Origin of the sequence: Pseudomonas sp. CFBP13508, from assembly GCF_005233515.1 — a bacterium.
GTDB lineage: Bacteria > Pseudomonadota > Gammaproteobacteria > Pseudomonadales > Pseudomonadaceae > Aquipseudomonas > Aquipseudomonas mercuritolerans.
The window spans coordinates 91,457-104,292 of sequence record NZ_QFZZ01000006.1 but is presented as its reverse complement, the minus strand read 5'-3'; the positions used below and the strand labels follow the sequence as shown (position 1 = coordinate 104,292).

Sequence of the window (12,836 nt, the reverse complement as noted above, 5' to 3'; positions counted from 1 at the left end):
CAGCCTGCGTCCGACGTCCATGACAGGGCACCGGCAACAGACCGCCGAGTATATGACAGGTGCGGAAACTCTCAACAGGAGATTACTTCGGCGCTTTTTTGCCGATTTTCGGTGAATCCGGCAAACTGTCGCCCACTTGAGCAACCGCTCGGTTCTATTCACTCACGCAGAAGCCGTATGACCCGTTCCCCGTTCCGCCGTCTTGTGTTTGGCACCCTGCGCCGCCTGTTGTATCTCTGGGTTCGCTCCGAGACCATCAATCAGTCGTCGTTCACTCTTAACCTCGACCGCAGTCGTCCGGTGTTCTACGTCCTGCAAAACCCTTCGCTGACCGATCTGGCGGTGGTTGACACAGAGTGCACCAAGGCCGGCCTGCCGCGCCCGGTGCTGGCGGTGTCGGTGGGCGCGCTGATCGAGCCGGCGGCGTTTTTCTATTTGACGCCGGACCCGGACTGGCTCGGCCGCCAGGACAAACGCGGCGCGCCGCCGACCCTGACCCGTCTGGTCAGCGCGCTGACACAGAACGCTGCCGAAGACGCGCAAATCATTCCGGTCAGCGTGTTCTGGGGCCAGTCGCCAGACAGCGAAAACAGCCCGTGGAAACTGTTGTTCGCCGACAGCTGGGCGGTCACCGGTCGTCTGCGTCGACTGCTGAGTATCATCGTCCTCGGGCGTAAAACCCGCGTGCAATTTTCCGCGCCGATCCACCTGCGCGAACTGATCGATCACAACAAGGGTCATGAGCGCACCGTGCGCATGGCCCAGCGCATCCTGCGCGTGCACTTCCGCAACTTGAAAGCCGCGGTGATCGGCCCGGACATTTCCCACCGGCGCAATCTGGTCAAAGGCCTGCTCAACCAGCCGCTGGTCAAACAGGCGATCCTCGACGAAGCCGAGCGCGAAAAAATCTCCCCGGAGAAAGCCAAGGCCCAGGCCCTGCGCTATGGCAACGAAATCGCCTCGGACTACACCTACACCGCGATCCGCTTTCTCGAAGTGGTGCTGAGCTGGTTCTGGAACAAGATCTACGACGGCATCAAGGTCAACCACATCGAGGGCGTGCAGAACGTCGCGCAAGGTCACGAAGTGATCTACGTGCCGTGCCACCGCAGCCACATCGACTACCTGCTGCTTTCCTATTTGCTGTTCCGCAACGGCCTGACCCCACCGCACATCGCCGCCGGGATCAACCTGAACATGCCGGTGATCGGCAGCCTGCTGCGTCGCGGCGGTGCGTTCTTCATGCGCCGCACCTTCAAGGGCAATCCGTTGTACACCTCGGTGTTCAACGAATACCTGCACACGCTGTTCACCAAAGGTTTCCCGGTCGAGTATTTCGTCGAGGGCGGTCGCTCGCGCACCGGGCGCATGCTGCAACCGAAAACCGGCATGCTCGCGATCACCCTGCGCAGTTTCCTGCGTTCTTCGCGGATGCCGATCGTGTTCGTGCCGGTGTACATCGGATACGAGCGCGTGCTCGAAGGCCGCACCTACCTCGGCGAACTGCGCGGGGCGAGCAAGAAAAAAGAATCGATCTTCGATATTTTCAAAGTGATCGGCGCGCTCAAGCAGCGTTTCGGTCAGGTCGCGGTCAACTTCGGTGAGCCGATCAAACTGGCGGAATTCCTCGACGCCGAGCAACCGGACTGGCGCCAGCAGGAGCTCGGCCCGCAGTTCAAACCGGCGTGGCTCAACGAAACCACCAACCGCCTCGGCGAGAAAGTCGCCCGCCACCTCAACGAAGCGGCGGCGATCAATCCGGTGAATCTGGTAGCGCTGGCCCTGCTGTCGACCACGCGCCTGGCGCTGGACGATCGGGCCATGGCGCGGGTGCTGGATCTGTATCTGGCGCTGCTGCGCAAAGTCCCGTATTCGCCACACACCACCTTGCCGGAAGGCGATGGCCGCGCGCTGATCGAGCATGTGAAAGACATGGATCTGCTCGCCGAGCAGAACGATGCGCTGGGCAAGATTCTCTATCTGGACGAGCAGAACGCGGTCCTGATGACTTACTACCGCAACAACGTCCTGCACATTTTCGCTCTGCCGTCGTTGCTGGCGAGTTTCTTCCAGAGCACCTCGCGCATGAGCCGCGAGCAGATCCTGCGCTACACCCGCGCGCTGTATCCGTACCTGCAATCGGAGCTGTTCATCCGCTGGAGCCTGGACGAACTTGATGCAGTGATCGACCAGTGGCTGGAAGCGTTCGTCGAGCAGGGCCTGCTGCGTTTCGAGAAAGACCTGTACCTGCGCCCGGCGCCGAGTTCGCGGCATTTCGTGCTGCTGACGCTGCTGTCGAAAAGCATCGCGCAGACCTTGCAGCGTTTCTACATGACCGTGTCCCTGCTGCTCAACAGCGGCCAGAACAGCATCAGCGCCGAAGAGCTGGAAGACCTCTGCACAGTAATGGCCCAGCGCCTGTCGATCCTGCATGGCCTGAATGCGCCGGAGTTCTTCGACAAGAGTCTGTTCCGCCACTTCATCCAGACCCTGCTCGACCTCGACGTCCTGCGCCGCGACGAAGCCGGCAAGCTCAGCTATCACGAACTGCTTGGCGAGCTGGCCGAAGGCGCGGCCAAGCGCGTGTTGCCGGCGGAAATTCGCCTGTCGATCCGCCAGGTCGCACTGCATCGCAGTGAAGATGCGGCGGATCAGGTCACGCCACAGCCTGAGGCTTGATGCCTTACCCCTGTGGGAGCGAGCCTGCTCGCGAAGACGGAGTGTCAGTCGCCATTTATTTTGACTGATCCAGCGCTTTCGCGAGCAGGCTCGCTCCCACATTGATAGGAGATTCACCCATGAAAAAACTGCTGACCCTCGCCGCCGCCACCCTGCTCAGCGCCTGCCAATCAACCACCCCTGCCGGCAAGGCCAGCCTCGACGGCGAAGTCTTCTACCTGCAACGCATCGCCCTGCCCCCGAGCGCGACTCTAAGCGTGAGCCTGCAAGACGTATCGCTGGCCGATGCGCCGGCCGTCGTCCTTGACCAACAGAACGGCCCGATCAAAGGCCAGGTGCCGCTGCCGTTTCATTTGAGCTACGATCCGGCGCAGGTCAAACCCGGCCATCGTTATTCGATCAGCGCACGCATTGAAGTCAACGGCGAGCTGATGTTCATCACCACCGAAAACCATGCCGTGCAACTCGACGGCAACGACCCGCAGCCGCTGAAAATCCGCGTCGACGCCGTTCGTTAATCCATTTTTCGCCACAAGGAAGCCGCCATGCGCCGCCCTACCCTCCGCTTCGCCGCCGTCTGCGCCGGCCTGCTGATCTCCGCCAACGCCTTGGCCCTGTCCCTTAACGACCTGTCGCAACAAGACGCCACCGGCGGCCTCAAGGACGCCCTGACCCAAGGCGCACAGATCGCCGTGAAACAACTCGGCACCCCGGGCGGCTTCAGCAACAACCCCGAAGTGAAAATCGAACTGCCGGGCAAACTCGGCAAGGCCGCGAGCAAGATGAAAGCCTTCGGCATGAGCGCCCAGGTCGAAGAACTGGAAACCGCGATGAACAAAGCCGCCGAATCCGCCGTGACCCAGGCCCAGCCAATCCTCGTCGATGCTGTGAAGAAAATGAGCGTGGCCGACGCCAAAGGCATCCTCAGCGGCGGCAACGATTCGGCGACCCAATACCTGAACAAATCCAGCCGCGAACAGATCCGCGCGAAATTCCTGCCCATCGTCAAACAAGCCACCGACAAGGTCGGCGTCGCCCAGAAGTACAACGCCTTCGCGGGCCAGGCCGCTGCGTTTGGCGTGGTGGACGCGAAGAGCGCGAACGTTGAAAGCTACGTCACTGAACAGGCGCTCAATGGTTTGTTCGAGATGATCGGCAAGCAGGAAGAAACCATCCGCCAGAACCCGGCCGCTGCGGCGACGAGTCTGGCGAAGAAGGTGTTTGGTACGATTTAAGACGTCATCACACTGGGGCGAGGCGACTCGCCCTCGAGCCATTTAGCCTTTTTCGACAAACATTGGTGTATCCGACCACGGCTCGCAAAATCACCGCGCATTGAAACTCGATGAAATAAGTCAGATCCAGCTCATCCGCCTCGGTGTGCAGGTAGGAGCGTCCGTATTTCACCGGTGCATTGCGCAGCAGCAGACTGATCGCAATGTAGCGAAACGCCGCGAACTCATGTTTGAACATGAACCAGTAAAACAAGGCTCTCGCCACCCGCCCGTTACCGTCGCGAAATGGATGTTCATAACCCATGGCGAAATGCAGCGTCACGGCCTTGGTCAGTGGATGCAGATAATTTTTGTCCAGAATCGAGGCAGCGGGCCGGTTGATCCAGGCGGACAACCTCGCCAACCGCGCAACCAATCCTGCAGCAGGAGGTGGTCGGTGCACAGTGTTGCCTGAACCATCCTGAACAACCACCTCATCATTGGTCCGGAACAATCCGGGGGAATACTGCTCGTCGTCGATCCCCTCCACACCCACTCGATGGATCTCTGCAATCAGCTCAATGCTCAGAGGTTCATAACGCTTTTCCCAAGCGAAATTCATCATTCGATAATTACCCATTACCATGCGCTCATCCGGCGTCCGCGGCTGGCGCTGATGCTTGAGCATGTCCTTGGCAACACGAGTAGTGGTCGCCGCGCCCTCCAACTGGCTACTGGCGATGGCTTCGTCTTCGATCAGGTCATTGAGCAGACAGGAGAAATGCGCCCGCTCGCCGATCTGACTGGTCATGTAATCCAGCGCGGCTGTACTGGCGTAACGATCCACCACAGCCAAGGTTTTCTGCGCCAACGGCGTTGGCACGTATTTGCCCCACTGCACCGGCTCGCCCAACGGCAACAAATGAATGTACTGGGTCGCCCGCGCCTTCTTCACCAACGCCCAACAAAGATTCGCGTCCAACCCTGCCGCCCAGCGATAGCGCAACGCCTCGAATGGCAGATAGCGCCCCTGATCATCGAGCGGCTTGAGCAGCGCCAGATAATCCGCAAGTCGTTGCTTGTGTGGCGAGCGGGCCAACAGGTCGAAAACAGGATCCGTTCTGCCGGCTAATGTCGGTGGTTTCTTCATCAGACAGACTCAAGGACTCGGAAAAGCAGAACCCGGAGTACAGCATTGGACGGCCAGCGCCTCAAGATCGGAGGATTCTGAAAAAGCTGTAGGAAGGCAGCGTGAATTGGCGATTCGAAATGAATTGGCTGTCAGACCGCCTTCGCGAGCAGGCTCGCTCCCACAAAAGCAAAAGCAAAGCAGCGCAGCTGCCCGCGGCGCAGCCGCCCCACTCAACAATGAGCGCAAGCTCGAGTGCTTTTGATCCACCAGCGACGTCGGAAGGCTGAGTGGAGGGATTGATCCGGGCGTGGGAGCGCAGCGACCGTTCGACGCAGTCGAACACAGCGGAAGGAGGTGCAGCGAAGCAAACCGTAGCCGCTGCGCCCGGATCGATCCCGGAGCGAAGGAACCCGAGCCTGCGAGGGCCGAACGTAGGAGCAAGCGTTTTGGGTTACCTTTTTGGCGTTTGAAAAAGGTGACCCGCCGTAAGGGCGGAACCGTAATCAGCAACACCCACAGGAACGGATATACACCCAAAACACCTAAGTCATGGTCGGCCCGAAGGCCGCCACGACACAAAAACCTCAAGCCTCCTTACGCACCCGAAACCAGGCCGCATACAACGCCGGCAAAAACAACAGCGTCAGCGCAGTCGCAACAATCAACCCACCCATGATCGCCACAGCCATCGGCCCGAAAAACACACTGCGCGACAGCGGAATCATCGCCAGCACCGCCGCCAGCGCCGTCAACACAATCGGCCGGAACCGGCGCACCGTAGCCTCGATAATCGCCTGCCAAGGCTTAAGCCCCGATGCAATATCCTGCTCGATCTGATCGACCAGAATCACCGAATTGCGCATGATCATCCCGGACAATGCGATCGTCCCGAGCATCGCGACAAACCCGAACGGCTGCCGGAACACCATCAGAAACAACGTCACCCCGATCAAGCCCAACGGCGCCGTCAGGAACACCATCGCCGTGCGCGAGAAACTGCGCAACTGCACCATCAGCAAGGTCAGCACCACGACAATGAACATCGGCACCCCGGCATTCACCGACTTCTGCCCGCGCTCGGAATCCTCCACCGTGCCGCCGACATCCAGCAGATAACCATCGGGCAACTCAGCGCGAATCGGCTCCAGCGTCGGCATGATCTGCTTCACCAGCGTCGCCGGTTGCTCCTTGTCATAAATATCTGCGCGCACCGTCACGTTCGGCAGGCGATTGCGGTGCCAGATGATGCCCTCCTCGAAGCCATATTCCAGCGTGGCAATCTGCGATAACGCCACGCTGCGGCCGTTATCGGTCGGCACCGCGAGACTCGGCAACAACGACAATTCAGTGCGCTCGTGCACGGTGCCGCGCAGCAGAATCTCGATCAACTCGTTGTCTTCGCGGTACTGGCTGACCGTCGAGCCGACCAGTGAACTTTGCAGGAATTTCGCCAGATTTGCGGTACTCACGCCGAGGGCGCGCGCGCGATCCTGGTCGATGTTCAGGTAGACGACTTTGCTCGGTTCTTCCCAATCCAGGTGCACGTTGACCACATGCGGATTCTCGCGAACCTTCGCCGCCACTTTGCGCGCCAATGCACGGACTTCTTCGATGTGCTCGCCAGTGACGCGGAACTGCACCGGATAGCCAACCGGCGGGCCATTTTCCAGACGCGTGACGCGCGAACGCAGGGTCGGGAATTGCTCGTTGAGGGTTTCGATCAACCAACTGCGCAGCGCTTCACGCTCTTCGATGGTTTTTGCCAACACCACGAACTGGGCAAAACTCGCCGCCGGCAGTTGCTGATCCAGCGGCAGATAAAAGCGTGGCGAACCGGTGCCGACATAGGCCACATAATTGTCGATGCCGGCGTGCTCCTTGAGCAGCGCTTCGAGGCGTTTGACTTCACTGGTGGTGTTGGCCAGCGAAACACCTTCGGCCAGTTTCAGGTCGACCATCAACTCCAGCCGGTTCGAAGCCGGGAAGAACTGCTGCGGGACGAAGCGGAACAACACCACCGAGGCGATAAACAGGCCCACGGTAAGCACGATCACCGTCTTGCGATGCGCCACGCACCACTCCACCAGACGCCGCACGCGCTGATAAAACGGCGTGGCATACGGATCAGGCTGACCATGGCCAGTACCGTGTTTTGCCGCGTGAATTTTCGCCAGATCCGGCAGGAGTTTTTCCCCCAGGTACGGCACGAACATCACCGCCGCGACCCATGAGGCGAGCAAGGCAATGGTCACTACCTGGAAAATCGAACGGGTGTATTCGCCGGTGCCGGACTGCGCAGTGGCAATCGGCAGGAAGCCGGCGGCGGTGATCAACGTGCCGGTGAGCATCGGGAATGCGGTGCTGGTCCAGGCATAACTCGCGGCGCGAATGCGATCGAAGCCCTGCTCCATTTTGATCGCCATCATTTCCACGGCGATGATCGCGTCGTCCACCAGAAGCCCCAGCGCCAGCACCAGCGCACCGAGGGATATCTTGTGCAGGCCGATGCCGAGGTAATACATGCAGGCGAAGGTCATCGCCAACACCAATGGAATGGTCAGCGCGACGACCATGCCGGTGCGCACACCGAGGGAGAAGAAGCTCACCAGCAAGACGATCGCCAGCGCCTCGACCAACACCTGAACGAACTCGCCGACGCCGGTTTTTACCGCTGCCGGCTGATCGGACACCTTGCGCAGCTGCATGCCGGCCGGGAGGTTTTTCTGAATGCGCGAAAACTCGCCCTCCAGTGCCTTGCCCAGCACCAGAATGTCGCCGCCGTCCTTCATCGCCACGGCCAGACCGATCGCGTCGTCGCCCATGAAACGCATGCGCGGCGCCGGTGGATCACTGAAACCGCGACGCACATCAGCGATATCGGAGATACGGAACGTACGATCGGCGACGCGGATCGGAAAGTTCTTTATCTCATCGACTGTCTGAAAATTCCCCGAGACGCGTAGCTGCAAGCGCTCGCTGCCGGTTTCGAAGAACCCCGCCGTAGACACGGCGTTCTGTTCCTCCAGCGCCTGCTGCACCGCCTCCAGCGGCAGGCCCAGAGTGGCGAGTTTGACGTTGGACAGCTCGACCCAGATTTTCTCGTCCTGCAACCCAAGCAATTCGACCTTGCCGACATCCTTGACCCGTTGCAGCTGGATCTGGATGCGGTCGGCGTAATCCTTGAGCACCGCGTAGTCAAAACCGTCGCCGGTCAGCGCATAGATATTGCCGAAGGTGGTGCCGAACTCGTCGTTGAAAAACGGCCCCTGGATTCCCGGCGGCAGGGTCTGGCGAATATCGCCGACCTTCTTGCGCAACTGGTACCAGAGGTCGGGGATGTCCTTGGAGTGCATCGAATCGCGGGCAATGAACGTGACCTGGGATTCACCGGGGCGGGAGAACGACATGATGCGTTCGTACTCGCCGGTTTCCATCAGCTTCTTTTCGATACGTTCAGTGACCTGGCGCGAGACCTCCTGCGCGGTCGCACCGGGCCAGCGGGTCTGAATGACCATCGCCTTGAAAGTGAACGGCGGGTCTTCGCTCTGGCCGAGCTTGGTGTAGGACAACGCGCCGACAACGGCAAGCAAAAGCATCAGGAACAGTACGATCTGGCGATTACGCAACGCCCATTCGGAGAGGTTGAAGCGCATCGGGGCTTACTCCTTGTTTGCCAGATTGACCACACGGTTGGAGCGATCCACCGGCCGCACCTGCTGGCCGTCGAGGAGCACATGAACGCCGGCAGCCACCACCCAGTCGCTGGCATTCAAGCCTTCGAGCACCGCCACGCTTTTCTCGCCGAACGGACCGACCCGCACTGGGGTTTTCTTCAACGTGTTGTTGCCGTTGACCACCCAGACGTAGGTCGCGCCGTTTTCAGCGGTCAGCGCGGAAAGCGGTATCGACAACGAGACACTGTCGGCCGATTGCACAAACACCCGGGCGCTCTGCCCCAGTTCAGCCGGGACTTTGCCGCTGGTGAACGAGATACGCGCAGCAAAAGTGCGTGAGCGCGGGTCGGCGGACGGCGACAACTCGCGGATCTGCCCGGCGAAGCGTTGATTCTGCTGTGCCCACAATTCCACGGTAACCGGCTGACCGACCTTGAAGCGGCCGAAGCTTTGCTCCGGGAGGCTGATCAACACTTCGCGCTCACCATCGGTGGCGAGAGTGAACACGGTTTGCCCGGCAGCGACCACCTGACCGACTTCCACCGAACGCTTGGCCACCACGCCATCCTGCGGCGCACGCAGCACCGCGTAACTGGCCTGGTTGGTCGAAACGTTGAATTCAGCTTTGATTTGTTTAAGGCGGGCTTCGCCGGAGCGATATAGATTTTCGGCGTTGTCGTAGGCCGAGCGGCTGACCATCTGCCGCTCCATCAGGGTTTTGTAGCGATCGCGCTCCGCGCGCACCAGGTTCAGATTGGCCTCGGCGGCAGCAACCTGCGCGCGGGTGGCTTCCAGTTGCAGGCGCACATCCTGCGGATCGAGTTCGGCCAAGGGCTGATCGGCCTTGACGCGCTGGCCTTCGTCGACCAGTCGTCGGCTGACTTTGCCGCCGATGCGGAACGCCAGATCAGGCTCGTAGCGGGCACGCACCTCGCCCGGATAACTTTCCATCGCCTGCGCCGAAGGCTCGGGTTGCACCACCATGGCCGGGCGTACGGTGACTTTGGTCACCTCTTCCTGACCGCACGCCGATAACAGGAACGCCAGACTGACTGGCACGGCAAAGGACAACGCATGGCGGAACATGGTGACGGACCTTTCGCGAATGAGGCTTGGAATATTTATACTGGCGGGTATGGTATTAATAGCAAACTCACCAGTCCAGTATTAAAAGCGAAGAATGTCGAACAATCTTTCAACTTCAAACGGCCCGGGCCGCCCCAAGGATCTGGCCAAACGCCAGGCGATCCTGGATGCGGCGAAAACCCTGTTTCTCTGCCATGGCTACGCCAACACAAGCATGGACGCGGTTGCCAGCGAGGCCGGCGTGTCGAAGCTGACGGTCTACAGCCATTTCAACGACAAGGAGACGCTGTTCTCCGCTGCTGTCGTCGCGAAATGCGAGGAACAATTACCGCCGCTGTTCTTCGAATTGCCGGACGGCATCGCGGTGGAAAATGTATTGCTGAACATTGCCCGGGGCTTCCATCAACTGATCAACAGCGATGAATCGGTGAACCTGCACCGTCTGATCATGGCGCTGGGCAGTCAGGATCCGAAGCTGTCGCTGATCTTCTTCGAGGCCGGCCCCGAGCGCGTGGTCAACGGCATGGAAGGTCTGCTGACGAAAATCCATGCAACCGGCGCGCTGAGCATCGACCAGCCACGCAATGCCGCCGAGCACTTCTTCTGCCTGATCAAAGGCGCGGGGAATTTCCGTTTGTTGTACGGCTGCGGCGAGCCGCTGACTGGAGAGGCAGCGGAACGGCATGTGCGCGAGGTGGTGGGGTTGTTTATGAGGGCCTATGGGGGAGGAGCAGCTGCGAGCTTCTAGCTACAAGCTGCAAGAAAAAGCAAAAGCAGTGAATTGGCTCTGGCTCTGGCTTGTAGCTTGTAGCTTGTAGCTTGTAGCTTGTAGCTTGCAGCTTGCAGCTTGCAGCTGCTTCTAGGGCTTCAGCGCTTTTTTCGGATAAATGTCATACCGGCTCGATTTGCCATCCAGCGCATGGCTCGGTTTCGGCCCTTCGATGCACGGTGCCTTGCGCGGGCGCTTCACCACCACCCGGTGCGTGGCCAGTGCCAGTGCGGCTTCAAGCAGGGCCGGGGCATCCGGATCATCGCCGACCAGCGGGCGGAACAGGCGCATCTCTTTTTTCACCAGCGCGGTTTTCTCGCGATGCGGGAACATCGGGTCGAGATAGATCACCTGCGGCGCCTCCCCTTCCCAACTGCGCATCACTTCGATGGAGTTGCCCTTGAGCAATTTCATCCGCGCCACGATCGGCGCTACATCGAAATCTTCTGCCGCCCGCGCCAAGCCGTCCTCAAGCAGTGCGCCGATCAGCGGCTGACGCTCGATCAGGCTCATTTCACAACCGAGACTGGCCAGCACAAACGCATCCTTGCCCAAGCCCGCCGTGGCATCGAGCACCCGCGGGCGCACGCCTTGGGCGATGCCGACCGCTTTAGCGATCATCTGCCCGCTGCCACCGCCATACAAACGACGATGCGCCGCACCGCCCTCGACAAAGTCGACCCGCACCGGCCCCGGGGCGTCCGGGCCGAGCTGCTGCAACTGCAAACCCTGTTCGCCGACCTGCAAGGCGAACTCACCGTCCGCCTCGCCGAGCGGCAGGCCGAGACGTTCGGCCCAGTGTGCGGCTTGCGTTTGAAACGCTGGGGCGAGGGCCTGGACATGGATGCGGCAGGCCGCGGGTGACTCGATCATGAAAAAACGCTCAAAAAAGTTAAGGATCGACAAAAACCGCCGATAAACCATTCAACGCGCATTTTGCCAGAGCTGAGCGTCAACCGAAAAAAATGTCAGGCATTCTTCCCACATCGATTGGCTACGTTTCGCCCCATGGCGACTTCAGCCGTCATAACACTCAAGCACTGAGCGGCGTCAGTCACCTGTGGCAGGATTTCTTTGCCCAGGCCCTGGCCGAACAGACGAGTGAAGTAGTGCCTGCCTGTGGCACGTTTCCACCGGTTGACCTGAACAGCCCGGAAGAACCGACCGTTGGCAGCGAGCTGCACGCGCACATCGTCAGCCAGCGTGAGTGCGACGTGGTCGAAACCCAGGTTCGCCCGCCAGAGCCACTGTTCCTGCCGATCGCCGAATTCGAAATGGAGCTTCTGGACAAGCCGTTCCCACCGTTCCCGCCAGAAGAACTCAAGGCTCAGCAAGAGCAACAGGATTTCGACAGCAGCTGGGTACGCCCGATTGTGATCAACAATGGCCAGCCACTGCCAGAGCCAGGCCCTGCTCCGCAGAAACGTCCGCTGTACCTGCCGATTGCCGAGTTCGACCTGGACTTGCTGCAGAAGCCTTACCCGCCGTTCCCTCCGGAAGAAATCGTCGAGCAACAGAAAGCCCTGGACTTCGATAATGGCTGGGCTCGCCCGATCGTTCTGCAGAACCTGCGCCTCGCCGCCTGATCCTCAGCGACACACGCTCCAGCGCCCGACATCGACATGAAAGTGATTGCGATGAGCGGCGTTGTAGTCCGGACTCAACACCACACTGAATGACTCACAGGCGCCGTCACGCAGCTGGCGCAAAAACTCTGCGTCCTGGTTTTGCTTGGGCCAATCCTTGAGCACGCTGATCGTGCGCCCGTCAGACAGGCGGAAACCGGCGATGTCCAGCGCATCGGCACTCGCATGTCGGCTAAGGGCACCGCTCTCACGGTTGTAGACATTGCGACAGGCGAAGCTGCCGAGGTGATCGACCCGCGCGATTTTCTGGCCGTAAAGCGATTGCGCCGCCGGTTGCAGGGTGTGGTGTTCAAACATTGCGTAGGCCACCGCCAGCGGGCAACTGGCGATGAAACTGCTGCTCAGCGCCACTTCACCGCCCTGCACCCGTAGAGCACCGATCAGCGGACACTTGGCGCCAGGGCTGTCGGCCTGGCGACTGACGCGCAGATCCGAGCTGCTCAATGCCTTTGCGCACAGTTCAGGATCGCTGCGCAGGCGCATGAGTTTGTAACCGGTCAGCCAGTTGGGCGCGGCTTTTATGTCCAATGGCGCCCACGGGTTCCACTGCGGCGGCACCTCCAGCCAGCCGCGCCAGACACTGACCGCCGCACCGCCGATCGCCAGCAACAGCACCCAGAACAGCCAGCGCCCCAT

10 protein-coding genes are annotated in these 12,836 nt (G+C 60.3%); 5 read left to right on the top strand and 5 right to left on the bottom strand.

What is annotated here, in order from left to right; translation table 11 throughout:
• The first annotated feature begins 177 nt into the window (after positions 1 to 177).
• The 3 genes from plsB (at position 178) to PspCFBP13508_RS17655 (ending at position 3,914) form a co-directional block, all read left to right on the top strand.
• Positions 178 to 2,679: a glycerol-3-phosphate 1-O-acyltransferase PlsB gene (gene plsB / locus PspCFBP13508_RS17665; protein ID WP_137215257.1), complete on the top strand. Its 2,502-nt coding sequence runs from the start codon at positions 178 to 180 to the stop codon at positions 2,677 to 2,679.
• 119 nt (positions 2,680 to 2,798) lie between these two features.
• Positions 2,799 to 3,197 carry a YbaY family lipoprotein gene (locus PspCFBP13508_RS17660; protein ID WP_137215256.1) on the top strand — a complete coding sequence of 133 codons (399 nt, stop codon included), beginning with the start codon at positions 2,799 to 2,801 and terminating at the stop codon, positions 3,195 to 3,197.
• Positions 3,198 to 3,224: 27 nt separating this feature from the next.
• Complete coding sequence (locus PspCFBP13508_RS17655) at positions 3,225 to 3,914, top strand: DUF4197 domain-containing protein (protein ID WP_137215255.1); 690 nt, start codon at positions 3,225 to 3,227, stop codon at positions 3,912 to 3,914.
• 7 nt (positions 3,915 to 3,921) lie between these two features.
• On the opposite strand, the gene PspCFBP13508_RS17650 is transcribed toward PspCFBP13508_RS17655, so the two are convergent.
• From PspCFBP13508_RS17650 to PspCFBP13508_RS17640, 3 genes are all read right to left on the bottom strand, one after another.
• Entirely contained in the window at positions 3,922 to 5,043 is a 1,122-nt protein-coding gene (locus PspCFBP13508_RS17650) for a Fic family protein (protein ID WP_137215254.1), read from the bottom strand.
• Positions 5,044 to 5,609: 566 nt separating this feature from the next.
• A complete protein-coding gene (locus PspCFBP13508_RS17645; RefSeq protein ID WP_137215253.1) occupies positions 5,610 to 8,678 on the bottom strand; it encodes an efflux RND transporter permease subunit in 3,069 nt (1,022 codons plus the stop codon).
• A 6-nt stretch (positions 8,679 to 8,684) separates the two neighbouring features.
• Positions 8,685 to 9,785, bottom strand: coding sequence for an efflux RND transporter periplasmic adaptor subunit (locus tag PspCFBP13508_RS17640; protein ID WP_039762430.1), 1,101 nt, complete (start codon positions 9,783 to 9,785; stop codon positions 8,685 to 8,687).
• Between the two features lie 94 nt (positions 9,786 to 9,879).
• Between PspCFBP13508_RS17640 and PspCFBP13508_RS17635 the strand changes: the two genes are divergently transcribed.
• Positions 9,880 to 10,533: a TetR/AcrR family transcriptional regulator gene (locus PspCFBP13508_RS17635; RefSeq protein ID WP_137215252.1), complete on the top strand. Its 654-nt coding sequence runs from the start codon at positions 9,880 to 9,882 to the stop codon at positions 10,531 to 10,533.
• A gap of 111 nt (positions 10,534 to 10,644) precedes the next feature.
• Here the strand turns inward: PspCFBP13508_RS17635 and PspCFBP13508_RS17630 are convergent, their stop codons facing one another.
• Positions 10,645 to 11,424: a class I SAM-dependent methyltransferase gene (locus tag PspCFBP13508_RS17630; protein WP_178083765.1), complete on the bottom strand. Its 780-nt coding sequence runs from the start codon at positions 11,422 to 11,424 to the stop codon at positions 10,645 to 10,647.
• Between the two features lie 95 nt (positions 11,425 to 11,519).
• Between PspCFBP13508_RS17630 and PspCFBP13508_RS17625 the strand changes: the two genes are divergently transcribed.
• Positions 11,520 to 12,140 carry a hypothetical protein gene (locus tag PspCFBP13508_RS17625; protein WP_016770666.1) on the top strand — a complete coding sequence of 207 codons (621 nt, stop codon included), beginning with the start codon at positions 11,520 to 11,522 and terminating at the stop codon, positions 12,138 to 12,140.
• A 3-nt stretch (positions 12,141 to 12,143) separates the two neighbouring features.
• Here the strand turns inward: PspCFBP13508_RS17625 and PspCFBP13508_RS17620 are convergent, their stop codons facing one another.
• A complete protein-coding gene (locus PspCFBP13508_RS17620; RefSeq protein ID WP_137215251.1) occupies positions 12,144 to 12,836 on the bottom strand; it encodes an extensin family protein in 693 nt (230 codons plus the stop codon).

Excerpts from the sequence above, each read along its gene's own strand:
- plsB (WP_137215257.1), top strand. The coding sequence starts at position 178 with ATGACCCGTTCCCCGTTCCGCCGTCTTGTGTTTGGCACCCTGCGCCGC.
- PspCFBP13508_RS17660 (WP_137215256.1), top strand. The coding sequence starts at position 2,799 with ATGAAAAAACTGCTGACCCTCGCCGCCGCCACCCTGCTCAGCGCCTGC.
- PspCFBP13508_RS17655 (WP_137215255.1), top strand. The coding sequence starts at position 3,225 with ATGCGCCGCCCTACCCTCCGCTTCGCCGCCGTCTGCGCCGGCCTGCTG.
- PspCFBP13508_RS17650 (WP_137215254.1), bottom strand. The coding sequence starts at position 5,043 with ATGAAGAAACCACCGACATTAGCCGGCAGAACGGATCCTGTTTTCGAC.
- PspCFBP13508_RS17645 (WP_137215253.1), bottom strand. The coding sequence starts at position 8,678 with ATGCGCTTCAACCTCTCCGAATGGGCGTTGCGTAATCGCCAGATCGTA.
- PspCFBP13508_RS17640 (WP_039762430.1), bottom strand. The coding sequence starts at position 9,785 with ATGTTCCGCCATGCGTTGTCCTTTGCCGTGCCAGTCAGTCTGGCGTTC.
- PspCFBP13508_RS17635 (WP_137215252.1), top strand. The coding sequence starts at position 9,880 with ATGTCGAACAATCTTTCAACTTCAAACGGCCCGGGCCGCCCCAAGGAT.
- PspCFBP13508_RS17625 (WP_016770666.1), top strand. The coding sequence starts at position 11,520 with ATGTCAGGCATTCTTCCCACATCGATTGGCTACGTTTCGCCCCATGGC.
- PspCFBP13508_RS17620 (WP_137215251.1), bottom strand. The coding sequence starts at position 12,836 with ATGGGGCGCTGGCTGTTCTGGGTGCTGTTGCTGGCGATCGGCGGTGCG.